Here is a 23,340-nt window from a genome sequence, read left to right on the forward strand (position 1 = left end):
CTTCCTCAGGCTAAAACAGGTGCCATATCTTATGCCTAGCTCTCCACTCTTGCCACCTTGGGCAGCGAGAGGGAAGCAGCCAGCCCGCCCAGTTCGGCGCGTCCCATGATGAGGCTGCCGCGGTAGGCTTCCGCCAGATCGGAGACGATGTTGAGCCCCAGCCCCGAACCCGGCACCTTCTCGTCGAGCCGCACCCCGCGCAGCACTGCCTTGGCGATCTGATCCTCGCTCATGCCGGGACCATCATCCTCGATGCGCAGGGTGATCCAGCCCCCCAGCTCGGCGCTGGAGATGCGCAGCCGGCCGACCGACCACTTGAAGGCGTTCTCCAGCAGGTTGCCCACCATCTCGTCGAAGTCCTGCTCCTCCACCCCGACCGCCAGGGTGGCCGGCACCTGCAGATCCACTTCCCGGCCCGGATAGAGGCGGGAGAAGGCGCGGCAGATGTACTCCACCCGCGCCCGCACCGGGGTCGACACCCCGAGGATCTTGGCGGCGCCGGTCACCCGCGCCTTGCCGAGGTGGTAGTCGATGTGGCGCTGGATCTGATCGAGCTGCTCGCCGAGGGCGGCCTGATCCTCCGGTGGCAGCTGGGCCACCTGGTTGCGCATGATGCTGAGCGGCGTCTTGAGGGCGTGGGCCAGGTTGCCGGTGTGGGAGCGGGCCCGCTGCAACAGCTCGCCATAGTGGTGCAGCAGCCGGTTGATGTCCTCCACCAGCGGCTGGATCTCCAGCGGGTAGCGCAGCCGGAACCCCTCCTGATGGCCCTGATGGACCCGGCTCAGCTCGCGCCGCAACAGGTGCAGCGGCCGCAGGCCGTAGACGATCTGGAACATGAAGCCGAGCACCAGCCCGGTCGCGGCAAAGCCGAGGCCGAGGAACAGGCTGATGCGGGTCTTCTTCAGGGTCTGGGTCAGGGCGCTGCTGTCCTTGGCCATCACCAGGGTGAACACCCGATCCGAACCGGGCAGCAGCACGGTACGGGTCATGATCAGCAGCGGCTCCTTGTTGGGCCCCTTGCCGACGAACAGATCCGGATCGCCGAAGGCCGACTTCAGGCCGTGCACGTCGAGGTGCACATCCCACAGGGAGCGGGAGCGGCTGACCACGCTCTCCCCCAGCTCCAGTTGCCAGTAGTAACCTGAGTAGGGCTGGCGAAAGCGGGGATCGGCCATGGGTTCGGTGACCACCGGCAGGCCATCCGGCTGGATCTCGAGGCGGGAGAGCAGATCGTAGAGCTGCAGGCGCAGGCCGTCGGCCTCCGCCTCCTGCCAGTAGTTGCGCATCATGGTCTGCAGGCTGAAGCCGGTGGCAAACAGGAACAGGCCGCACCAGACCATGGCGATGACCACCAGCCGCCCCCGCAGGGTGCGCACCAGCCTCATTCAGCCACTCCTGCGCAAGGGGGCATCAAGTGCCGGTTCATTCGTTGATCCGGTAGCCGAGGCCGCGCACCGTCTCGATCAGATCGGCGTGGGTCTTCTTGCGGATCCGGCCGATGAACACCTCCACCGTGTTGGAGTCGCGGTCGAAATCCTGGGCGTAGATGTGGTCGATCAGCTCGCTGCGCGACACCACCTTGCCCCTGTGCTGCATCAGATAGCCGAGCACCCGAAACTCGTGGGCGGTCAGCTTGATGGGGGTGCCTTCGTACCACACCTGGGACGCCGCCATGTCGAGCCGCACTCCGCCGATCTCCAGGATCGAGCTGGCGTTGCCCGCCGCCCGCCGCACCAGGGCATGGACCCGGGCCACCAGCTCGGCCACCTGGAACGGCTTGGTGAGGTAGTCGTCGGCCCCGGCGTTGAGCCCCTCGATCTTCTCGTGCAGCTGGCCACGGGCGGTCAGCACCAGTACCGGGGTGTCGATCCCCTTGCTGCGCCACTCTTTGAGCACGCTCAGGCCGTCGCGGCCCGGCAGACCGAGATCCAGAATGATGGCGTCATAGGGTTCAGTCTCGCCGAGAAAGCCGGCCTCGTTGCCATCGTGGCAAAGGTCGGTCACGAAACCGGACAGGCGCAGCTGTTCCGCCAGCTGGCCAGCCAGGGTCTTCTCATCTTCAACTATCAGAATTCGCATAAATGGGTATCCAAAGCAGGGTTGTGCCGGTACCGGCAGCAGTTGGGGGGACGAACCGGACGGTGGGTTCGCGGGCTCACGCCGTTACTCCTCTTCCAGGGGCGGACGCGGTTCGAACAGCCGCTCCAGATGGTGACCCTTGAGCCACACCATCTCCAGATTGTCGGCCCGATAGCCCACCTTGATGACGCTGTTCTCGCTGTCGATCAGCTTGAGTTCGTACAGCCAGATGCCGTCCTCCTCCCCCAGATCGACCCGCAGCACCCGTACCGGCAGGCGGGAAGCCACCTCCATCACCTCATGAAAGGGGCGCACCCGTCCCTCGCTGACCGCCTGCTGCAGCAAGGCCTCGTTCGGCGTGGCCGCCTGTGCCAGTGCCGGCAGCAGCAACCCAAGCAGAGACAGGGCTCTATTCATGGATGATTCATCTCCCAAAACCTAACATAATGCCGTTTATAGTCTGCCAGCCATGAATCCGGAATGAATATGATCCGACGCAGTTTCCTGCTGATCCTTTGCCTCTTCTCCACCCTCGGCTGGGCGGCCGAAAGCCGTCTCGACATGGCCGGGCTGGTCAAGCTGCTGGTGGCCCAAGGGTATCACGACATTCGGGAAGTGGAGCTGGAAGGGGACAAATTCGAGGTGGAAACCCTGGATGCCCAGGGGCAGCGGGTGCGACTCCTGGTCGACGCCCATACGGGTGACATCAAAAAAGAGGCCGACTAGGCCTCTTTTTTATTGCGGGTTGTCGGGGCGGCGTACTTAAGACCTCATGCCTCCCTCAGTTTCTGCGGCCGAAGCCGGCGCCAGGGGCGCAGCAGCTTGTCGCGGCGTGGCACCAGCAGGGCACAGGCCAGCAACAGGTAGATGAGGGGCTCCTGCCAGCCGCTCTTGAGCGACCACCAGTAGTGCACCGGCACCAGCAGGGCCACCGCGTAGATCCAGTTGTGCAGCTTCTGCCAAGCCGGCCCCATGCGCCGCAGCAGGGCCGGGATCGAGGTGAGGCTGAGCGCCAGCAGCAACAGCAGCGCCACCATACCCACCACTATATAACTGCGCTTGACCAGCTCGCCGCCAATCAGCCGCCAGTCAAACTGCAGATCCAGCCCCAGCCAGACCATAAAGTGCAGACCGGCCCAGGCGGCGCACCAGAGCCCGAGCGGGCGGCGCAGCTTGATGAGCTGCCCCTGCCGCCAGCGTTTGGCCAGCGGCGACACCAGCAGGGTGAGCAACAGCAGATTGAGCGCCCCCTTGCCCAGATAGTGGGTCAGCCCCTGTACCGGATCCCCTCCCAGCAGACCGCCGGGCACGGCCACCAGCAGCCAGAGCAGAAACCCCAGCGAGGCGAGGTGTACCAGCGCCCGCAGCAAGGTGATGTGACGCGCCGTCAGTCGCAGAGTCATGATGTCAGCTCCTTTCGTCTCAATACCACTTGCGCAGGTCCATGCCCTGATAGAGGGACGCCACCTCGTCGGCATAGCCATTGAACATCAGGGTCGGCTGGCGCTTGGCGCCGAAGATGCCCCCCTCGCCGATGAAGCGCTCGCTGGCCTGACTCCAGCGCGGGTGATCCACCGCTGGATTGACGTTGGCGTAGAAGCCGTATTCGTTGGGGGCCAGCAGGTTCCAGGTGGTGGGCGGCATCTCCTCCACCAGCCGGATGGAGACGATGCTCTTGATGCTCTTGAAGCCGTACTTCCAGGGCACCACCAACCGGATCGGCGCACCGTTCTGGGCCGGCAGCGCCTTGCCATAGAGCCCCATCGCCAGGAAGGAGAGCGGATGCATCGCCTCGTCGATGCGCAGCCCCTCGACATAGGGATAGTCGATGCCGCCGCCGAGGGAGCGGGAAGCCTGACCGGGCAGCTGCTCCGGATCATAGAGGGTCTCGAAGGCCACAAACCTGGCACGGCTGGTGGGCTCGGCCCGGCGAATGAGGTCCGCCAGCGCGATGCCGCTCCAGGGCAGCACCATGGACCAGGCCTCCACGCAGCGCAGCCGGTAGATACGCTCCTCGAGCGTGCTCTTGTTGATGAGATCCCACACATCCAGGGTAAACGGCTTGGCCACCTCCCCCTCTACCTTCAGAGTCCAGGGCTCGGGCTTGAGGTAGTGGCCATTGCGGGCCGGATCCCCCTTGTCGGTACCCAGCTCGTAGAAGTTGTTGTGGGTGGTGGCCTTCTCCTCCGGCGTGAGGGTCAGCCCCTCCGGCCGGGCGGCAGCGTGGATGTTGAGCGCCCGGGTGGCGACCGGTGCCGGCTTGTCGCCAGAGAAGAGATCGAGCACCCCGGCCTGGGTCGGCAACGCCAGGGTGGCGGCGCCGAGCCCCAGCCCTTTCAGGATCAGGCGACGATCCTGATAGACGGCTTCCGGCGTGACATCCTGTTCGGTGAGGTGATGGGCAGAGCGGCGCTTGAGCAACATGGAAAAACTCCCGGGGCGATGAGGGTAACAATCATAAGACCCGCCCCGGCCGAGTTTTATTTCACGGAAAATTACATGAACTGATAGAGGGGCAGTGCCTTGGCCATGGTTCCGACCAGAAACAGCACTACGAACACCAGCAGGGGAACGATCACATTTGGCACCATCAGACTCACTCCATGAGCAGGACAGGGCCTCTAACTATGGTGCAGACACGACCGCCTCACCATGAATTTTTTTCGCGAGCGCAAGCGTATTCCTGAGTTGAAATGAGTGATGCAGATCACACACAATTCCGCCCCTGCTTGCCGCCCCCCCTGCGCGGGGTAGGCTCCCCTTTTTCCGGATTTCACTACTGAAGAGTCACGCCATGAGCCCATTGATCGCCATCGCCATCACGACCGGGATCCTCTCCGCCGTCTGGGGCTGGGTCGCCGTCACCCTCGGCCTCATCTCCTGGGTCGGCTTCCTCGGCTGCACCAGCTACTTCGCCTCCAGCGGCGGCTACAAGGCGCTGCTGCAAACCCTGCTGTGCAATGCCAGCGGCATGCTGTGGGCCCTGCTGCTGATCCATGGCGACGCCTGGTGGGGCGCCGGGGTGGCGGGTTACCTGATGACCGGGGTGGTGGCGACCCTGATGTGCGTGCAGGCCAGGCAACAGTGGCTCTCCTACATTCCCGGCACCTTCGCCGGTTGCTGCGCGACCTTCGGGGCAGCGGGAGAGTGGCGGCTGATCCTGCCCTCCCTGGTGATAGGTGCGCTGTTCGGCTACCTGATGAAGGCGAGCGGCCTCTGGCTCTCCCATAAGACCCAGAAAACCCAGGCCACGGCTGGCGTCACCGACCCGGCTTGAGCCGGCCTAACGTGACCGATTCGGTCTAAAACCAGAGGGGCGGCCCCTCATCAACGGGCCGCCCCTCTGTCATTTATCCCTTCGACTTGAAGTTCGCTGCTTCTATGCCGTGCCGGTTCAACAGCTTGTAGAAGTCGGTGCGGTTTCTGCCCGCCATGCTGGCCGCCAGGGTGACATTGCCCTCGGTGGTGCGCAGCAGCCGGATCAGATACTCCTTCTCAAACTCGGCCCGCGCCTCGTTGAACGAGGGGATGCCACCACTGCCGCCACTCAGGGCAGACTCCACCATGGCGGCGCCGATCACCGGGCTGCAACAGAGGCTGGCCAGCTGCTCCACCACGCTGTAGAGCTGGCGCACGTTGCCGGGCCAGGCCGCCGCCGCCAGCAACGCCAGCGCCTCCGGCGAGAAGCCGAGGGCGGCGCATTCGCCGTGGCGGCTGCGATACTCGTCCAGCGCCTGCCTGGCCAGCAAGGGGATATCCTCGCTGCGGGCACTGAGGGGCGGCATTGTGATGTTGGCCACGTTGAGCCGATAGAAGAGATCTTCCCGAAAGCGCCCCTCCTCCATCGCCGCCACCAGATCCTGATGGCTGGAGCTGATGACCCGCACCTCAGGCGTGCCCTGGCCGTACTCCTGCAATACCTGCAGCAGCTTGGCCTGCAGTGACTCCGACAGATCCCCTATCTCGTCGAGAAACAGGGTCGCACCCTTGGCCTGCTCAAACAGGCCGGACTGGCCATCCTCGCCGAACAGCTGCAGATCCAGCGCCGCCCAGGGCAGCGCGGCACAGTTGATCACATACAGCGGCTGATCACGCCGGCTGCTGGCCTGGTGCAGGGCCTGGGTCATCACCCCCTTGCCGGAACCGGAAGGGCCCATGATCAGCACCGGCACCTCCATGGTGGCGATGCTGCTGGCCTGGATCAGCAACTGCTCCATCTGCGGGTTGCGGGTCAGGATCAGCGACTGCCACTCCTGGCGCTGCTTTGGGCGCGTCAGGCTCAGCGCATGCTCTATGGTGGCGAACAGCTCGTCCTTGTCGATGGGCTTGGTCAGAAAGCTGAACACCCCGGAGCGGGTCGCCTGAATGGCGTCCGGGATGGTGCCGTGGGCGGTCATGATGATGACCGGCAGCCCCAACCACTGGGACTGGATCCGCTCGAACAGCGCCAGCCCGTCCATGCCGGCCATGCGCAAGTCGCTCAGCACCAGATCGGCCCGTTGCTGGCGCAGCCGGTCCAGCGCCCCTTCGGCACTGTCGGCGGTATCCACCTCATAACCCTGGCTGCGCAGACGCATGCTCATCAGCTTGAGCAGGCTGGCATCATCATCAACCAGCAGGATGCGACTCATTTCAGCGCCTCGCCGTTGCCATTCAGCTTGCGCTGATTGAGCTGTTCATCGATGGCGGAGAGCTGCTCGATCTGGCGGCGCAGACGCTGCACCTCCTGACTCTGATCGTCGCGCCGGCTGTCACGGGCCAGCAGCTCCTCGCCGAGGGCAATCCAGCTGCGCAGGAAGGCCTGGGCATCCAGGCCGAGCTCGGGCAGCAGGCTCTTGAGCTTGTCCAGACCGGCTCGCCGGCTTGCCACCGATTCGGACGGGTGGGTGTTGACCATGGCCAGGCTGACCCGGCTCTCGAGGTCGGTAGCCCCCTTGAGGCGCTGGCGCTCCTGGGCCCGTTGCTGGGCATGGCTGGCCAGCAGCCAGTCCGAGTATTGCAGGCGCACCTGCATCTCCTTGTTGGCAAACTCCATCCGCTTGGCGAGGGCAAGATCCGGCGACGCCGCCGGGTCACGCGCTGGCAGCAGGGAACAGCCTGTGAGCAGGCTCATCATCAATACCGGAACAACACATTGTTTCATCTTGGGCTTCACTTCAACGTCAACCGGAAACAGACATCCGCCTGTTCATCTTCAACCAATACCAACTCGCCGCCAAGGCTCATCGCCGATTCCCGGGCGATGGAGAGCCCCATTCCGGAGCCTTTCAGCAAGCCCTGGCGCACAATACTGCCCTGCTCGAAGGGTTCGAAGATCCGCTCCCGTTCGGCCACGGGAATGGCGGGCCCCTCGTTGGCCACCTCCAGCCAGCTGCCGTTGCCATCCTGCCCGGCACGGATCCAGATCTGTCCCCCCTTGGCACCGTAGCTGACCGCATTGGAGAACAGATTATCGAGGATCAGCCGCAAGCGATATGGCTCCGCTTTCAGCGTGATCGGATCGGTCGGCAAGTGTACACTGATTTGTTTGGATTCCAGCGCCAGTCGGTATTCTGCAGATAATTCTGACAGCAGGGGCGCCACTGCCACCGGCGTCAGGGTGAACACCTCCTGCTGGCTGAGCCGGTTGAAATCAAGCAGTCGCTCAATAAGGGTCTGCAGACGCCGGCTGTTCTCCTCCAGCATCTGGCAGATCTCCTGCTGATCCTGGGTGAGCGGCCCTACAAGCTGCTCGGAGAGCAGATCCGCCCCCTCCCGCAGCACTGCCAGCGGGGTCTTCAGCTCGTGGGAAACGTGGCGCAGGAACTGGTATTTCTGCTGCTCCAGCTCCTTCAGTTTGTCGTGCAGCCAGCCGATCCGCTCCCCCAGCAGCACCAGTTCGGCCGGCCCGTCCACCGGCCGCTTGTCCGGCTCCACACCGGCCCCCAGACTCAAGATCCGCGACTCAATCTGACGCACGGGGTGGATGATCAGGTAGGTAAACAGCAAGACCAGCAGCAGGCTGAGCACTGCCACGAAACCGCTGACCCACCAGATCTCGGTCATCAGGGCGGCGATGGTGGCCCGCACCTTGCTGACGTGATCGTCTACCTGACTGCGAGTGATGATCTCGAGCTGCTGGTTGGCCTCGTTGAACTCGTCAAACTTGGGGCTGTTGGACTCGGCCTTGGCACGGGCAAGATCCTGCAAGCTGTCGAGCCAGACGAGGGCCTGCTCGATGCTTCCATAAGCCTCGGCGTCAGGAATGGAACTCTGGTGGGCGGCCAGCTGGTCGCGGTAGCTCGCCAGCTGCTGCTGGTAACTGGTCAGGATGCGCTCATCCCCGAGCACCGCATAACGGCGCAGGGTGCGCTCAAGATCGATGGCCTGGGTGGTCAGCAGAGTGGCCCGGCGGGTATCGCGCACCGCCCGCTCCAGCTCGTCGCTGGTCAACTGGCTGAGGTGGTCGAGGGCCTGGCTGTCATGCCAGATCATGCCACCCAGCGGCATCAACACCAGGACGAACCCCATCAATACCACTTGCAGCAGGGAGCGTGGGCGTACCTTGGTCATCTTGTGCGGTCTCACTTCATCTGGGGTGGGTCAGCATATCCGCACTCCCCCAAAAAGCAAAACCGGCCAGAAGGCCGGTTCATGCTCTCTTCCGGGGTCATGCCAGACCCACGGATACCACACAGATAATCAGGATCATGGCCAACGCACCCGAGGCGGTCAGCAGTGCCCATTTCAGTTCCACACTCATGCAAATCTCCTTTCTTGCCAAGATGATAGAGCCTGATCACAACAGACAAACAGATGTTAATGCATAGTTAAGCCGATAACCGTGAGCTGTGTAAGAATTTCAGATGAGCCCTATCAAAGGACTGATGACATGTTCTATCTGTGTAGCATAGGGTCGAATCTTGACCCCCACCAGCATGTCGGCCAGGCGGTTGCCGAGCTGCTTGCCCACTTTGGCCGCCTGCGGCTCAGTTCGGTGATCCAGACCAAGCCGGTCGGCATGCATTCAAGCCATGACTTTCTCAACTGCCTGTTTGTCGCCGAGAGCGAGCTGGCTCAGCCCAGACTCAAGGCACACTTCATCGCCATGGAGCTGGCCCACGGGCGGGATCGCAGCGATCCGCACTGCAAGGTGCGGGACCGTCCGCTGGACATCGACATCCTGGCCAGCAGCGAGGACGACGACTTCTCCGCCGCCCAAGTTGACGCCTATCTCGACGAGCTGTTGGCAGAACTCTACGGCAAAGGAGAGGTGCACGACCCCAAGGTGACCCTGCCGCTGCACACCCGGCTGATGGCGGGCAAGGTGATCGAGGAGGGGCAGGTCGGCCTGGCCCCCGTCGCCCTGCAGCGCGACATGGCCATCCCCTGTTGATGGCTAGATGACGGCCAGACTGCGGCCACCATCCACCCGGATGCTGGCCCCGGTCATGTAGTCGTTCTGCATCAGCAACTGCACCGCCTGCCAGATGGGCGCCAGCCCCCCTTCCCGCGCCAGCGGCGTCTTCGCCAGCACCTGTTCACGCCACGCATCCCCATGCTCGTCGAGAAACAGAATGGGGCCAGGCTCTATGGTGTTGACCCGGATGGCCGGCGCCAGCTCGCGGGCAAAGCTCATGGCGAGCGAATGGGCCCCCGCCTTGGTGGCCACATAGCTGGCGAACTGGGGCGCCGGGGCGTGGATATAGATGTCGGTGATGTGGATGATGCTGGCGTTGGGATGGCGCGCCAGCTGAGGGGCCAGCCCCCGGTTGAGCTGGAAAGGGGCCGCCATGTGCACCCGGTAGAATTGATCAAACTGGGCCAGCTGGGCCGCCGGCTCGCTCGCCTGCGGCTCAAAGGCCGAGGCGTTGTGGATCACCAGCGCCAGATCCGGCTGGGAGGCCAGCACCTCGATGAGCCGGCCCACCTCTTCCTCCCGGTTGAAGTCGGCCTGCACCAGCGTCACCCCCAGCGCCCGCAACCGCGCCAGCTCCGGTCGCTCGCTGCGATAGCTGCCGGTTACCTGCCAGCCTGCCGCCACCAGCTGTTCGCACAGATAGAAACCGAGCCGACGGCCACATCCTGTCACCAATGCACGCATAATCCCTCCTCTCTTATCCGCAGGAATGCCTATCGATCCCCACGGCACAAGCCATTGGCCGTTGCCGCCATCCGGCGGGCATAGTGGCCCCATCATCACCTTACGGAGCCACTTCCATGTTGCAGATCCGCGATCACATGAGCCGTCTGACCCACTCCCTCACCCCGCAGCTCGGCCTGGCCGAGGCGCTGGACCGACTGCATGACGCCGGCCTGAGCGGCCTGCCGGTGCTGGACCCGCAGCAGCAGCTGATCGGGTTTCTCTCCGAGCAGGATTGCATCCCGAGCCTGCTCACCGGCAGCTATCACTGCGATACCCGCACCCGGGTCGAGGATCTGATGAACCGAACCCCGCTCTCGGTCAGCCCGGACGACAGCATACTGGAGCTGGCCCGCCAGATGACCGGGGCCAAACCCAAGGTCTATCCGGTGCTGGAGGGCAATCGGGTAATAGGCATCATCAGCCGCCGGCAGGTGATGCAGGCCCTCAACGCGCAGATGAAGGCCTGCCTGCCCACCTAAATCTGGTAACGCCCCTTGTCGCCGATATCGAAGTGCAGGGGCATCCGCCATTTTGCCAGCGCGAGCAGAGTGAGCAGCGCTCCACACACCAGCGCCACCAGGGCGGCGGCCCAGCCGATGCCGGTCAGCTCCAGCAGCCACAACAGGGGCAGCAGCAGGGGCACCGCCCTGATCCCCGGAATGGCGAAGCAGAACTGCTCCTTGAAGGCCAGCCCCGCCAGCATGGCAAGGGCCGCTCCCAGCACCAGCACATCCGGCGCCCCGCTCGCACTGAGCAACAGGGCGCCCCAGCCCAGCCCCTGCAGCAAGAAGCGAATGCGCTTGTCATAGACATGCAGGCACAGGCCGCATACCCCGCTGGCCACGGCCAGCGCCGTCAGCCACTGTGCCGGCGTCAAAAAATCCTGCCCGATCAGCAAGCTTGCCCCTCGACACAGCAGCAGCAAGGCTGCCAGACTCAAGCCCAGGCGATAGAGGCAGACCGACAGCCTGTCGATGCCGTCCAGCTCGCTTTCAATTTCAGGGTTTGCCATATACAGTCGCCTCTACTAATCAGGGGCAACCCAATATACTGGTATCAGGTGCCAGATAATCTTCAAATGGGTTCAGGAGAGGTAGTTTGCGTGTAATCCACCTGCTTTGGCTACTGTTCCCGCTCAGCCCCTTTGCCAGGGAGCTGATCGTCTGTGGCACGATGGAACCCCCGCTCAAATACCTCGATGCCGCTCAGCAGCCCAGAGGGCTCGATGTCGACATCGTCACCACCATCTTTGGCAGACTCAAGATCCCCATCAAGATCGAGCTGGCCGATTCCGGTGCCCGTCTCACCCGCAACGCAGAGACCGGTGTTTGCGATGTGGTGATGACGCACTCCTACAAGGCGGAGCGGGAACGCTACCTCATCTACCCCCAGCAGGCCCATATCCGCCACAGCTGGCACTTTTTCGTGCGCAAGGCCGACCTGCTGAAGATCCGCTACGAGACGCTGGCCGACCTCAAACCCTGGCGCATCGGAGTGACCAAGGATTTCTCCTACACCCCCGAGCTGGCCGCCGCCCTCACCGATCCCTCCTATCACTTCCAGGAGATCACCATGAACCAGCTGCAGCTGCGCAAGCTGCTGGCCGGACGAATCGATACGGTCCCCATGCCGCTGGTCACCGCCTTCGCCCAGATCAGGGAGGAGGGACTGGAGGGCAAGCTCGACTACCTGCCCAAACCGCTCAAGAGCAGCCCCTACTTCAACACCTGGGCCCGCACCCGCGCCGACCAGAATACCCCGGCCCAGATGGCGGCCTATGACGCCGAGCTGCTGCGCATGAAACGCGACGGCCGGCTCAAGGCCCTCTACGACAAGTACGGCATCCCCTATATCGAACCCTGATCGGCCGGTCAGGGCTTCATATCCCGCAAGCTCGAGTTTTGCAGCGAGACAAGCGTCTCGTACGGGAGTGGATCTCTACATCCCTCTCATGCAACCCGGCTCAAGGTTTTACATCCCGCAGGATCGGGTTCTGCAGCGAGATCAGCGTCTCGGTGGACTGTATCTCGTCGATGGTCTGGATCTTGTGGATCAGCACGGTCTGCAACTCGTCGATGGAGCGGGTCATCACCTTCATGAAGATGCTGTAGTGGCCCGTGGTGTAGTAAGCCTCCACCACCTCGTCCAGCGCCTGCAGCTTGGCCAGCGCCGAGGGGTAATCCTTGGCGCTCTTCAGGTTGATGCCGATGAAGCAGCAGACGTCGTAACCCAGCTTCTTCGGGTTCACCTGCACCCGCGTTCCCTCGATGATGCCCGCCTGCTTCATCTTCTCCACCCGCACATGGATGGTGCCCGGGCTGACCAGCAGTTGTTTGGCCAGCTCGGCGTAAGGCAGCCGTGCATTCTCCATCAGGGCGGTGAGGATGGCCTGATCGAGATTATCGATCCGATAATTTTCCGGCACTTTTTTGCACTCCCTTTGATGATTCATCATTAATAACCCGCATATTTTGAAGAAAAAAATACACAAAGCCTATTTCTATTATCGAATATTGAATTTAGTCGGCGATCTGTTGAAGAATCCTCACATCCAACGGGTTCAAGACAGGTATTCAGCATGAAACAGCACTACATTCGCAGCCAGCAACAGATCAGCTTCGTCAAAGAGATGTTCTCCCGCCAACTCGCCCAACAACTGGGTCTGATGGAGGTACAAGCCCCCATCCTGAGCCGGGTCGGTGATGGCACTCAAGACAACCTCTCTGGCCACGAGAATGCGGTGCAGGTCAAGGTGAAGACCCTGCCTGAGCACAGCTACGAAGTGGTGCACTCACTGGCCAAATGGAAGCGCCAGACCCTGGGCCGCTTTGGCTTCGGTCCGGGCGAAGGCATCTACACCCACATGAAGGCACTGCGTCCGGACGAGGATCGCCTCACCCCCATCCACTCCGTCTACGTGGATCAGTGGGACTGGGAGAAGGTGATGCCGAGCGAGCGCCGCGATCTGGCCTACCTGCAGGAGACGGTGCGCGGCATCTGGGCCGCCATCAAGGCCACCGAGCGCGCGGTTTGTGCCGAACATGAGCTGACCCCCTTCCTGCCGGCCGAAATCCAGTTCGTGCACAGCGAAGAGCTGCTGACCCGCTACCCGGATCTCGACGCCAAGGGGCGCGAGCGCGCCATCGCCAAGGAGCTGGGTGCCGTGTTCCTGATCGGTATCGGCGGTGCCCTCTCCCACGGTGAGCGCCACGACGTGCGTGCCCCGGACTACGACGACTGGAGCAGCCACAGCGAGCTGGGCCTAGCTGGTCTGAACGGTGACATCCTGGTGTGGAACCCGGTGCTGCAGGACAGCTTCGAGATCTCCTCCATGGGGATCCGGGTTGACGCCGAGGCGCTGCGCCGCCAGCTCGCCATCACCGGCGACGAGGATCGCCTGCAGTACGACTGGCACCAGGACCTGCTGGCCGCCCGGATGCCGCAAACCATCGGCGGCGGCATCGGTCAATCCCGTCTGGCCATGCTGCTGCTGCAAAAAGAGCACATAGGTCAGGTTCAGGTCGGTGTCTGGCCGGCCGAGATGAAAGCCGCCGTGCAAGGCATGCTGTAACGCATGCTGTAACGAATGAAGGCCAGGCCGGCGCGATCGCCGCCGGCATGGCGACAGGCAAGTGGCCGTCGGGGTTGAGCGAGCGCAACCCCGGCAGGCTGTAAGAGGCAAGACCGGCAGCGGCCTTGCTTCGCCATCGGGGGCTTGCCCCTGCGACCCGCTCAACCCACGTCAGGTCGCTTCACTACATTCCTCCCGGCAATCTTCGGATTGCCGTTTTTTTTACGCCGAAAACCGGTATTCGAAACCGGCTCCGATCTGGCACTGGCGCGGCAGTTCCGCTTTCCTGCTGCCGGTACAGTGGCAGGCAAACAGCTTCTCCACCGCCTCCTCCTGCAGATAGGCGCCAAGCGCCGCCGCCCGCTGCGAACCGGAAAACTTCAGGTGCAGGCCGCCGATGACGGCGTGGATCCGCTCATCACCACACACCTCCCTGGCCCGCTCGATGATGTTCTCGGTCCCGGCGTGACCACAGCCGATAAAGACGATGAGCCCCTGCTCGCTCTTGTAGGCCAGCGCCGAGTCGTCACTGATGAGGTCTTTCTCCACCCGCCCGCCCCGTACTATGTAGCCGAGCAGCGAAGGCGCAGCCCGGTCGCGCCGCACAATGCTGCCGAGGAACACCAGACGATCCGAGAGCCACACCGGCTCGGCCGAGCAGTGGGGGAGCAAGCCTCTGGCCGCCAGCGACTCCCGTTCCAGCACTCCCGACAGGCGATAGAGGTTGCGCCGCCAGAAGGGAAGCGGCAGGAAATAGCCCCGCTCGCAGAACACGTCCGGGCAGGCGATGAGAGGAATGGGAATCGGATAGACGGGCAGCGAGCCTACCCCGCCCACATGGTCGTAGTGACCGTGAGAGAGCACCACATGGGTGAGCGAGGCGAGATCGATCCCCATCACGGCGGCGTTGTGGCACAGCGCCCGGCCACGGCCGCTGTCGAACAGCACCCTGAGGCCGTCGCACTCCAGCAGCAGCGCCAACCCTCGCTCGGGTAGACACTCCGGCAGATGAACGTCGTCATCCACCAAGACGGAAAACTTCAGCATTTCAGTCCCTCAGAAAACAAAACGCAGGCATCAAGCCTGCGTTTTTTATCGACGATCCCGTTACTGGGTCATGGTGAGGCCGTTGCTGTCGGCTCCCAGCAGCAGTTTCTTGCCGGGAACGATGCGGCCGGAGAGCAGCGCCTGCGCCAGCGGGTTCTCCACCTTGTGCTGGATCGCCCGCTTGAGGGGACGCGCCCCATAGACGGGGTCGAACCCGGCGTGCACCAGCTTGTTCAGCAGCGCTTCGCTCACCTCCACCTCGTAGCCCTGGGCCTCCAGCCGGCTCATCAGGCTCTTGAGCTGGATGCGGGCGATGGACTTGATGTGCTCCTCGCCGAGCGGGTGGAACACCACCGTCTCGTCGATCCGGTTGATGAACTCCGGCCGGAAACTGCGTGCCAGCACCTCCATCAACATGGCTTTCATCTCGTCGTAATCCTTCTCGGAGTGGTGCTCCTGAATCAGATCCGACCCCAGGTTGGAGGTCATGATGACCACGGTGTTACGGAAGTCCACGGTACGACCCTGACCATCGGTCAGCCGGCCGTCATCCAGCACCTGCAGCAGGATGTTGAACACATCCGGATGGGCCTTCTCCACCTCGTCCAGCAGGATCACCGAGTAGGGGCGACGACGCACCGCCTCGGTCAGATAACCGCCTTCTTCATAACCCACGTAGCCGGGAGGCGCCCCCACCAGACGGGCCACGCTGTGTTTCTCCATGAACTCGGACATGTCGATCCGCACCATGGCGTCCTGGGTATCGAACAGGAACTCCGCCAGCGCCTTGCACAGCTCGGTCTTGCCCACCCCGGTGGGCCCGAGGAACAGGAAAGAGCCGATGGGGCGGTTCGGGTCAGAGAGACCTGCACGGGAGCGGCGAATGGCGTTGGAGACCGCCTCGACCGCCTCCTCCTGGCCGATCACCCGACTGTGCAGCTGATCTTCCATCCGCAGCAGCTTCTCGCGCTCCCCTTCCAGCATGCGGGCCACCGGAATCCCGGTCCAGCGTGCCAGCACGTCTGCGATCTCCACGTCGGTGACCCGGTTGCGCAGCAGGCTGGTCTCCTGCATCTCGGCCTGGGTGGCGAGATCCAGCTGTTTCTCCAGCTCAGGAATGCGGCCGTACTGCAGCTCGGACATGCGACCCAGGTCACCTGCGCGGCGCGCCACGTCGAGATCCTGACGGGCCTGCTCCAGCGCCGCCTTGATGTGCTGGGTGCCGGCGAGGGCAGCCTTCTCGGCCTTCCACACCTCTTCCAGCTCATTGTATTCCCGATCTTTTTCACCGATCTCCTGGTTGATCAGCTCGAGCCGTTTGCGGCTGGCGTCGTCATCCTCCTTCATCAGCGCCTGCTGTTCGAGTTTCAGCTGGATGATGCGCCGCTCGAGCCGATCGAGAGACTCGGGCTTGGAGTCGATCTGCAGCCGAATGCTGGCCGCCGCCTCGTCGATGAGGTCGATGGCCTTGTCCGGCAGCTGACGATCCGCGATGTAGCGGTGCGACAGCTGGGCCGCTGCCACGATGGCCGGGTCGGTGATCTGCACGTGGTGGTGCAGCTCGTAACGCTCCTTCAGGCCGCGCAGGATGGCGATGGTATCCTCCACACTCGGCTCTTCCACCAGCACCTTCTGGAAGCGGCGCTCCAGCGCGGCATCCTTCTCGATGAACTGGCGATATTCATCGAGCGTGGTAGCCCCGACGCAGTGCAGTTCGCCCCGCGCCAGCGCTGGTTTGAGCATGTTGCCCGCGTCCATGGCCCCCTCGCCCTTGCCGGCGCCGACCATGGTGTGCAGCTCGTCGATGAAGAGGATGACGTTGCCCTCCTCCTTGGCCAGGTCGTTCAGCACCGCCTTGAGCCGTTCCTCGAACTCGCCGCGATACTTGGCACCGGCCACCAGGGCCCCCATGTCCAAGGAGAGCACCCGCTTGTTCTTGAGCCCCTCCGGCACCTCGCCGTTGATGATGCGCTGGGCCAGCCCTTCGACGATGGCGGTCTTGCCGACGCCGGGAGCCCCGATCAGCACAGGGTTGTTCTTGGTACGGCGTTGCAGCACCTGGATGGTGCGGCGAATTTCGTCATCCCGGCCGATCACCGGGTCAAGCTTGCCGATCTCGGCCCGCTCGGTCAGATCGATGGTGTACTTCTCCAGCGCCTGGCGATTCTCCTCGGCGTTGGCATCCTCCACCTTCTTGCCGCCACGCACCTTGTCGATGGCCGCTTCGAGTTTCTCCTTGGTCAGCCCCTGGGCACGCAGCAGTTCGCCCAGCGTCCCCTTCTCGTCGAGGGCCGCCAGCACGAACAGTTCGGAGGAGATGAACTGATCCTTGCGCTGCTGGGCCAGCTTGTCGCAGACGTTGAGCAGCCGGCCGAGGCCGTTGGAGAGCTGCACATCTCCCTCCACGCCGCTGACACGCGGCAGGCGGTCGAGTTCTTCACCCAGACGCGAACGCAGGGCATTGATGTCCAGCCCGGTCAGGGTCAGCAACGGGCGAATGGAGCCGCCATCCTGATTGACCAGGGCGGTCATTAGGTGAACGGGTTCAATGAATTGGTGGTCACGACCCAGCGCAAGAGACTGGGCATCGGAAATAGCAATCTGGAATTTGCTGGTCAGGCGATCGAGGCGCATTGCACTCCCCCTTCAAACAGGCAGACGCCGCTTGCGCGGCAAACAACATAACTTTCTGAGATGAAAGATGAGGCCCGTACGGACTATTTCAAGGGGTGAGGCTGGTTATTTTTTCTGCAGATGCAGGCGTGAGGGGATCACGGCCCCTTGGCAAACAAGGGGCCGCTCAGTATTTATTCGGCCAGCCAGATGATGGAAGCCATTCGGCCGGTCTGGCCGTCGCGACGATAGGAGTAGAAGCGCTCGCTGTCGCTGAAGGTGCAGTGCTCGCCGCCATGGACGGCGGTAATGCCAGCGCGGGCGAGGCGCAGGCGGGCCAGCTGGTAGATGTCCGCCAGCCACTTGCCCTCGTTGGGCGAAGGGACAAACGCTGCCTCTGCTGCAGCCTGCTCCGCCATAAAGGCCTCGCGCACCTCGCCACCCACCTCGAAGGCCTGCGGGCCGATGGCCGGGCCAAGCCAGGCCAGGATCTCGCCCGGCTCGCGACCCATGGCGGCGATGCTCGCCTCCAGCACGCCCCCCTGCAGCCCACGCCAGCCGGCGTGAGCGGCGGCCACCACGGTGCCGGCCCGATCGCAGAACAGCACAGGCAGGCAGTCGGCAGTCATCACGATGCAGGCCTGCCCCGCGTCTCGGGCGCAGGCGGCATCCGCATCCGGCGCGCAGCCATAGTCGCTGCTGACGGGATGCACCGCGGTGCCGTGCACCTGATTGAGCCAGTTGAGAGTGCCGGGGATGGAGGACGCCTGCTGCAGTCGGGCCCGGTTGGCCTCGACCCTGGCCGGTTCGTCCCCCACGTGGGCCCCCAGGTTGAGGCCGGCAAAGACCCCCTCGCTGACGCCGCCGTCACGGGTGGTCGACAGGGCTCTGACCCTGGCCGGGGCCGGCCAGTCGGGTTCGATCCATTTCATCTGTGGCTCCTTTCGTTCATATGAAAACGGGGCCCCTTGGCTGCAACCAGTCAAGGGGCCCCGTTTCGAGTCATGCAGGGCGGGTTACGGCAGGAATCGTCGCAAGCGCGCCCTCTTTATTATCAGTTCCAGACCAGATCGTCCGGATTGGCCAGGGTATCGGCCCGCAGCACTTCCATCAGATCCAGCATGTCCTGCGGCGTCGGCGAGTGCCACTGCATCACCTCACCGGTGATGGGGTGAGCCAGCTGCAGCATGGTGGCGTGCAGCGCCTGGCGATGGAAGTTGCGCAGGGCTTCGGTCAGCTCGGGGATGGCGTTGCGCAGCGGACGCAGACGACCGCCGTAGGCCGGATCACCCACCAGCGGGTGCTTGATGTGGGCCATGTGCACACGGATCTGGTGGGTACGACCGGTTTCCAGCCGCAACCGCAGCCGGGTGTGACCGCGGAACTTCTCGTGCACCCGGTAGTGGGTCACGGAAGGACGGCCATTGGGCACCACGGCCATGTGGGTGCGCTGGGTCGGGTGACGGCCGATGGGAGCATCGACGGTGCCGCCGGCGGTCATGTGACCGATGGCGATCGCTTCGTACTCACGGGTGATCTGGCGCGCCTGCAGCGCTTCCACCAGATGGGTCTGGGCCGGCACTGTCTTGGCGACCACCATCAGACCCGTGGTGTCTTTATCCAGACGGTGCACGATACCGGCGCGGGGCACTTCGGCGATGTCCGGGTAGCGGTGCAGCAGGGCGTTGAGGATGGTGCCATCGGGCGTACCGGCGCCCGGGTGAACCACCAGACCGGCCGGCTTGTCGATCACCAGAATGTGTTCATCTTCGTAAACGATGTTGAGCTCGATATCCTGCGCATCGAAGCGGGTGTCATCTTCCAGCTCGACATCCACATGTACCTTCTGCCCGGCCAGCACCTTCTCGCGCGGGGTATTGGCAACCTGACCATCCAGGGTCACTCTGTCCTGTAAAATCCACTCCTTGATGCGGGTGCGGGAGTAGTCTGGAAACAATTCGGCCAGGGCCTGGTCGAGTCGCTGCCCGAATTGGTGATCCTGGAATTCGCCTGTCAGTTCAATATGCTGGCTCATGTATGGTCTCTTGAGCGGGGGGTATCAATTCGAAATAATCCGGGTATTCTAGCTTTTCTTTTAGCCAAGCATAACGGATACTTTGCCAATTTCGTGGAAATGGACCGGATGTTGTTGATGGGAAAGAAGTCTCACCTGCTGATGTCACTCGCCTTGGTCGCTACCTTGATCACAGGCTGTTCCAGCACCAAACCCAAGGTACCGGACGAACCGCCGGAGACCCTGTACCAGAAAGCACGCGTCAAGCTGGATGCCGGTAACTACCTGAATGCTATCGAGTTACTGGAAGCGCTGGATTCTCGCTATCCTTTCGGTGCCTACTCCAACCAGGTTCAGCTCGACCTCATTTACGCCTACTACAAGCAGGATGACACTGCCCAGGCGATCGCCAATATCGACCGTTTTATCCGCCTCAACCCGGCGCATAAAAATATCGATTACGTCTTCTATATGCGCGGTCTGACCAACATGGCCGGCGATTACAACTTCTTCCAGGACTTCCTGGGCATAGATCGGGACGACAAAGACCCCTCCTATGCCCGTCAGGCCTTCCAGGATTTCAAGACCCTGTTGCAGAACTACCCCAACAGCGTCTACGCCGCCGATGCCCGTGCCCGCATGATCGGTCTGAAGAACCGGCTCGCCCGCTACGACCTGAGCGTGGCCGAGTACTATGTGAAGCGTGATGCGCTGATCGCCGCCGCCAACCGGGCCAAGCTGATCGTCGAGACCTACCCCGACACGGCCGAAACCGAGAAGGCGCTGGAGATCATGATCAACTCCTACGACACCCTGAAGATGCCGACCCTGGCCCAGCACGCCCGCGAAGTGCTGGCCAAGAACTACCCGGACAATCGTCTCGGTCGCAGCTGATCGCTTGCCGCACAATGAAAAACCGGAGCCTTGGCTCCGGTTTTTTTATGGGCGCTGTTCATGAACGACATGCCCCTTTACCACCCCGTGCCGGCGGCATGGGGAAAGACGGCGCACATCAGCCACGCCGTCATGCCTTGTATTACTTGGCAACGTTGCCCGCCACGTTGAGCACATCCCAGGTGCGGGAGAAGGGCGGCGCGTAGGCAAAGTCCAGCATGCCGAGCTGCTCCGTGGTCACCCCCATGGTGATGGCGACCGCCAGCGCATCGATGCGGTGCACCGCCCCCTTGCGCCCGAGGATCTGCCCCCCCAGCAGCCGCTTGCTGCCCGCCTCGTAGACCAGCTTGACGTGGATGTCGGACTGACCCGGGCAGTAGTTGGTGTGGCACTTGTCCTTGATCACCACGGTGCGATAGTCGATCCCCATCACCTTGGCTTCCTGCTCGGAGAGGCCGGTACGGCCCGCCTCCAGCCCCAGCACCTTGAGTGCCGCAGAGCCGAGGGTGCCCGGGAATTCCTGCTCGGCGCCCGCCAGGTTCTCGCCCACCATGCGCCCCAGCTTGTTGGCGATGGTAGCGAGCGGCACATAGACCTGCTGCTGCTTCACGCCGTGCCAGACGCTGGCACAGTCACCGGCCGACCAGACGTTGGCCAGCGAGCTGCGCCCCTGCCGGTTCACCTTGATGGCACCGTTGCCGAGCCGCTCGATGCCGGTATCGGCCAGGAACTCGGTATTGGGTTTGACCCCGGTGCAGACCACCACTATATCGGCCTCGTACTCGCCATGGCTGGTGCGCACGCCGGTCACCCGGCCCTCTCCCAACAGGGCTTCGACCCGCTCGCCGAGATGGAGGGAGACTCCCTGCTCACGCAGCTCGGTCTCGATATGCTGGGTGATCTCGCTGTCGAACGCCTCCGGGATGACCCGCTCCGCCAGCTCGATCAGGCGCACCTCCTTGCCCTGATGGACCAGCGCCTCGACCACCTCCAGCCCGATAAAGCCGGAGCCGATCACCAGGGCTCGGCGGTTGGCCTTTTCCTGCACGGCGGCCTTGAGGGCCAGCCCATCGGCCATCCGGCGCAGGCCGAATACCCCTTCCTGCTGCAGGCCTGGGATGGGCGGCATCACTTCGCGGGCGCCGGTGGCGATCATCAGCCGATCGTAGCGATCGGTGAAGGTGTCGCCGTTATGTTCGACCTTCAGCGTCTGAGCATTGGCATCCAGGCTCAGCACCCGGTGGCCGGTCTTGACCTCGATCCCCTTGGCGGCGAACTGCGCCGGGGTGAACTCGGCCATGTAGCCGGGCTCCTGAAACTCGTCGCCAACGAAATAGGGCAGACCGCAGGCGCCGAAGGAGATCACCTCGGACGCCTCATACACCACTATCTCAGCCTCTTTGGCCAGTCGGCGCGCCTTGGCGGCCGCACTCATGCCGGCGGCTTCGCCACCGATGATCACGATTCTCATACTTGCTCCTGTCAATGACGCAGGGAGGGCATGCCCTCCCTGTGGTTGATGGCGGAAGGGATCCCCTCCCGCGGCGGATCAGATGGTGGACTCTTCGCCGTCCAGACAGACTTCCTGCTCGCTGTTGAACACCGCCATGTCGGTCTCCCCCAGCAGACGGCTGGTGACGGTACCGGCGGTGATGGAGCCGGAGACGTTCAACGCGGTACGGCCCATGTCGATCAGCGGCTCGATGGAGATGAGCAGACCGGCCAGCGCCACCGGAAAGTCCAGCGCGGAGAGCACGATCAGGGCGGCGAAGGTGGCGCCGCCACCAATGCCGGCCACCCCGAAGGAGCTGACGGTGATGATGGCGATCAGGGTCATGATGAAGGCCGGATCCATGGGGTTGACCCCCACGGTCGGCGCAATCATGACCGCCAGCATGGCCGGATAGATGCCGGCGCAGCCGTTCTGGCCGATGGTCGAACCGAACGAGGCGGCGAAGTTGGCGATCCCCTCCGGAATGCCGAGCGCCTTGGTCTGGGTCTGCACGTTCATCGGGATGGAACCCGCACTGGTGCGGGAGGTGAAGGCAAAGGCCAGCACCGGCATGATCTTCTTCAGGAAGCGGGCCGGGTTGATGCCCACCAGCGCCACCAGCAGCAGGTGCACGGCGAACATGATGGCGATGGCACCGTAGGAGGCCAGCACGAAGTTGAGCAGGTTGATGATGTCGGCGTAGTTGGAGCCGGACACCACCTTGGTCATCAGCGCCAGCACGCCGTAGGGGGTGAGGCGCAGCACCAGGGTCACCATCCGCATCACGATGACGTGAGCCACCTGCATGAAGTGGCCGAAACTCACGAAGATCTCCGGCTTCTTGCGGGCGATACCGGTGGCGGAGAGGCCGATGAAGATGGAGAAGATCACCACGGCGATGGTGGAGGTCTTGCGCGCCCCCGTCATATCGAGGAAGGGGTTGGCCGGGATGAACTCCAGCACCATCTTGGCAAAGGACATGCTCTCGACGCTGCCGAGGGTGGTCTGCAGGGCCGCCCCGCGGGCGGTTTCGGCGGCGCCGGCGGTGAGCCCCTCGGCGGTCAGGCCGAACAGGTTGGACATCAGGATGCCCGCCCCGGCGGCGATCATGGTGGTGAAGATCAGCACGCCAATGGTCATGGCGCTGATCTTGCCAAGGGCGGTGCCACCGTTGAGCTTGAGGATGGCCCCAATGATGGAGACCATGATGAGCGGGATGATGATCATCTGCAGCAGCTTCACGTAGCCGCTGCCGACGATATCCAGGTAGTCGCCGGTCTGCACCAGCACGTCGGAACCGGCCCCGTAGAGCAGCTGCAGGGCGGCGCCGAACAGGATGCCCAGCCCCAGCCCCGAGAAGACCCGGCGGGTGAAGCTGACGTGGGTCTGCTGCAACCGATAGAGAAACAGCAGCAACATGGCCAGGATGGCCAGATTACCTATAACGCTAAGAGTCATGACGATATTCCCCAAAATGATCGGGCCAGGCCCGAAGTGTGCGGACG

General features: G+C 63.3%; 25 protein-coding genes. 7 read left to right on the top strand and 18 right to left on the bottom strand.

All coding sequences use genetic code 11. From position 1 onward, the window contains the following. Positions 1–35: 35 nt before the first annotated feature. The 3 genes from ACB033_RS19780 to ACB033_RS19790 all read right to left on the bottom strand — a co-directional run bounded on the left by ACB033_RS19780 (position 36) and on the right by ACB033_RS19790 (position 2,496). On the bottom strand, positions 36–1,385 hold the full coding sequence (locus ACB033_RS19780; protein WP_216973510.1) for a sensor histidine kinase: 1,350 nt from the start codon (positions 1,383–1,385) through the stop codon (positions 36–38). Positions 1,386–1,422: 37 nt separating this feature from the next. Continuing rightward, complete coding sequence (locus tag ACB033_RS19785; protein WP_005306366.1) at positions 1,423–2,079, bottom strand: response regulator transcription factor; 657 nt, start codon at positions 2,077–2,079, stop codon at positions 1,423–1,425. A gap of 84 nt (positions 2,080–2,163) precedes the next feature. Next, positions 2,164–2,496, bottom strand: coding sequence for a PepSY domain-containing protein (locus tag ACB033_RS19790; protein ID WP_139724363.1), 333 nt, complete (start codon positions 2,494–2,496; stop codon positions 2,164–2,166). Between the two features lie 63 nt (positions 2,497–2,559). Between ACB033_RS19790 and ACB033_RS19795 the strand changes: the two genes are divergently transcribed. Next, on the top strand, positions 2,560–2,805 hold the full coding sequence (locus ACB033_RS19795) for a PepSY domain-containing protein (protein ID WP_010635834.1): 246 nt from the start codon (positions 2,560–2,562) through the stop codon (positions 2,803–2,805). A 44-nt stretch (positions 2,806–2,849) separates the two neighbouring features. Here ACB033_RS19795 and msrQ read toward each other — a convergent pair whose 3' ends face one another. Together msrQ and msrP are read right to left on the bottom strand one after the other, a co-directional pair. Then, complete coding sequence (gene msrQ / locus ACB033_RS19800; protein WP_005306391.1) at positions 2,850–3,482, bottom strand: protein-methionine-sulfoxide reductase heme-binding subunit MsrQ; 633 nt, start codon at positions 3,480–3,482, stop codon at positions 2,850–2,852. 19 nt (positions 3,483–3,501) lie between these two features. Continuing rightward, positions 3,502–4,503: a protein-methionine-sulfoxide reductase catalytic subunit MsrP gene (msrP, locus tag ACB033_RS19805; RefSeq protein WP_123246558.1), complete on the bottom strand. Its 1,002-nt coding sequence runs from the start codon at positions 4,501–4,503 to the stop codon at positions 3,502–3,504. Positions 4,504–4,873: 370 nt separating this feature from the next. On the opposite strand from msrP, the gene ACB033_RS19810 reads away from it, so the two are divergent. Then, positions 4,874–5,356 (top strand): DUF1097 domain-containing protein, encoded by a 483-nt coding sequence (locus ACB033_RS19810; RefSeq protein WP_005306399.1) that lies wholly within the window; start codon positions 4,874–4,876, stop codon positions 5,354–5,356. Between the two features lie 73 nt (positions 5,357–5,429). On the opposite strand, the gene ACB033_RS19815 is transcribed toward ACB033_RS19810, so the two are convergent. The 4 genes from ACB033_RS19815 to ACB033_RS19830 all read right to left on the bottom strand — a co-directional run bounded on the left by ACB033_RS19815 (position 5,430) and on the right by ACB033_RS19830 (position 8,821). Further along, a complete protein-coding gene (locus tag ACB033_RS19815; RefSeq protein WP_017779308.1) occupies positions 5,430–6,710 on the bottom strand; it encodes a sigma 54-interacting transcriptional regulator in 1,281 nt (426 codons plus the stop codon). Next, positions 6,707–7,222: a hypothetical protein gene (locus tag ACB033_RS19820; protein WP_017764803.1), complete on the bottom strand. Its 516-nt coding sequence runs from the start codon at positions 7,220–7,222 to the stop codon at positions 6,707–6,709. Before ACB033_RS19820 ends, ACB033_RS19815 begins: the two co-directional genes overlap by 4 nt. Before the next feature lie 8 nt (positions 7,223–7,230). Then, positions 7,231–8,631 (bottom strand): sensor histidine kinase, encoded by a 1,401-nt coding sequence (locus tag ACB033_RS19825; protein ID WP_371140711.1) that lies wholly within the window; start codon positions 8,629–8,631, stop codon positions 7,231–7,233. 97 nt (positions 8,632–8,728) lie between these two features. Then, entirely contained in the window at positions 8,729–8,821 is a 93-nt protein-coding gene (locus ACB033_RS19830; RefSeq protein WP_005306410.1) for a YnhF family membrane protein, read from the bottom strand. A 129-nt stretch (positions 8,822–8,950) separates the two neighbouring features. Here ACB033_RS19830 and ACB033_RS19835 point away from each other — a divergent pair, with 129 nt between their 5' ends. Beyond that, positions 8,951–9,454: a 2-amino-4-hydroxy-6-hydroxymethyldihydropteridine diphosphokinase gene (locus ACB033_RS19835; RefSeq protein ID WP_043170621.1), complete on the top strand. Its 504-nt coding sequence runs from the start codon at positions 8,951–8,953 to the stop codon at positions 9,452–9,454. Positions 9,455–9,457: 3 nt separating this feature from the next. Here the strand turns inward: ACB033_RS19835 and ACB033_RS19840 are convergent, their stop codons facing one another. Then, the gene (locus tag ACB033_RS19840) at positions 9,458–10,162 is read right to left on the bottom strand and encodes an SDR family oxidoreductase (protein WP_371140712.1); all 705 of its coding nucleotides are present in this window, start codon (positions 10,160–10,162) and stop codon (positions 9,458–9,460) included. Between the two features lie 116 nt (positions 10,163–10,278). Between ACB033_RS19840 and ACB033_RS19845 the strand changes: the two genes are divergently transcribed. After that, entirely contained in the window at positions 10,279–10,683 is a 405-nt protein-coding gene (locus ACB033_RS19845; protein ID WP_017779305.1) for a CBS domain-containing protein, read from the top strand. On the opposite strand, the gene ACB033_RS19850 is transcribed toward ACB033_RS19845, so the two are convergent. Then, positions 10,680–11,216 (bottom strand): DUF2301 domain-containing membrane protein, encoded by a 537-nt coding sequence (locus ACB033_RS19850; protein WP_139724371.1) that lies wholly within the window; start codon positions 11,214–11,216, stop codon positions 10,680–10,682. The two genes, ACB033_RS19845 and ACB033_RS19850, sit on opposite strands and share 4 nt — an antisense overlap. Before the next feature lie 86 nt (positions 11,217–11,302). Between ACB033_RS19850 and ACB033_RS19855 the strand changes: the two genes are divergently transcribed. Next, the gene (locus ACB033_RS19855) at positions 11,303–12,067 is read left to right on the top strand and encodes an ABC transporter substrate-binding protein (RefSeq protein WP_139724373.1); all 765 of its coding nucleotides are present in this window, start codon (positions 11,303–11,305) and stop codon (positions 12,065–12,067) included. Positions 12,068–12,167: 100 nt separating this feature from the next. On the opposite strand, the gene asnC is transcribed toward ACB033_RS19855, so the two are convergent. Beyond that, positions 12,168–12,629, bottom strand: a complete 462-nt coding sequence (gene asnC, locus ACB033_RS19860) for a transcriptional regulator AsnC (protein ID WP_005306422.1) — start codon at positions 12,627–12,629, stop codon at positions 12,168–12,170. A gap of 153 nt (positions 12,630–12,782) precedes the next feature. Between asnC and asnA the strand changes: the two genes are divergently transcribed. Then, a complete protein-coding gene (asnA, locus tag ACB033_RS19865; RefSeq protein WP_024942111.1) occupies positions 12,783–13,775 on the top strand; it encodes an aspartate--ammonia ligase in 993 nt (330 codons plus the stop codon). Between the two features lie 222 nt (positions 13,776–13,997). On the opposite strand, the gene ACB033_RS19870 is transcribed toward asnA, so the two are convergent. The 4 genes from ACB033_RS19870 to rluD all read right to left on the bottom strand — a co-directional run bounded on the left by ACB033_RS19870 (position 13,998) and on the right by rluD (position 19,470). Continuing rightward, positions 13,998–14,822, bottom strand: coding sequence for an MBL fold metallo-hydrolase (locus ACB033_RS19870; protein ID WP_371140713.1), 825 nt, complete (start codon positions 14,820–14,822; stop codon positions 13,998–14,000). Between the two features lie 60 nt (positions 14,823–14,882). Continuing rightward, positions 14,883–17,456: an ATP-dependent chaperone ClpB gene (clpB, locus tag ACB033_RS19875; RefSeq protein ID WP_010635822.1), complete on the bottom strand. Its 2,574-nt coding sequence runs from the start codon at positions 17,454–17,456 to the stop codon at positions 14,883–14,885. Between the two features lie 173 nt (positions 17,457–17,629). Further along, positions 17,630–18,367, bottom strand: coding sequence for a peptidoglycan editing factor PgeF (gene pgeF / locus ACB033_RS19880; protein WP_371140714.1), 738 nt, complete (start codon positions 18,365–18,367; stop codon positions 17,630–17,632). A gap of 122 nt (positions 18,368–18,489) precedes the next feature. After that, positions 18,490–19,470, bottom strand: coding sequence for a 23S rRNA pseudouridine(1911/1915/1917) synthase RluD (gene rluD / locus ACB033_RS19885; RefSeq protein WP_010635820.1), 981 nt, complete (start codon positions 19,468–19,470; stop codon positions 18,490–18,492). Between the two features lie 117 nt (positions 19,471–19,587). On the opposite strand from rluD, the gene ACB033_RS19890 reads away from it, so the two are divergent. Continuing rightward, a complete protein-coding gene (locus ACB033_RS19890; protein WP_005306434.1) occupies positions 19,588–20,343 on the top strand; it encodes an outer membrane protein assembly factor BamD in 756 nt (251 codons plus the stop codon). A gap of 142 nt (positions 20,344–20,485) precedes the next feature. Here the strand turns inward: ACB033_RS19890 and ACB033_RS19895 are convergent, their stop codons facing one another. Further along, positions 20,486–21,814: a CoA-disulfide reductase gene (locus ACB033_RS19895; protein ID WP_371140193.1), complete on the bottom strand. Its 1,329-nt coding sequence runs from the start codon at positions 21,812–21,814 to the stop codon at positions 20,486–20,488. A gap of 78 nt (positions 21,815–21,892) precedes the next feature. Further along, positions 21,893–23,293: an L-cystine transporter gene (locus ACB033_RS19900; RefSeq protein WP_371140194.1), complete on the bottom strand. Its 1,401-nt coding sequence runs from the start codon at positions 23,291–23,293 to the stop codon at positions 21,893–21,895. Positions 23,294–23,340: the final 47 nt, after the last annotated feature.

Source organism: Aeromonas sp. S15(2024), from assembly GCF_041402265.1.
Lineage (GTDB): Bacteria > Pseudomonadota > Gammaproteobacteria > Enterobacterales > Aeromonadaceae > Aeromonas > Aeromonas dhakensis.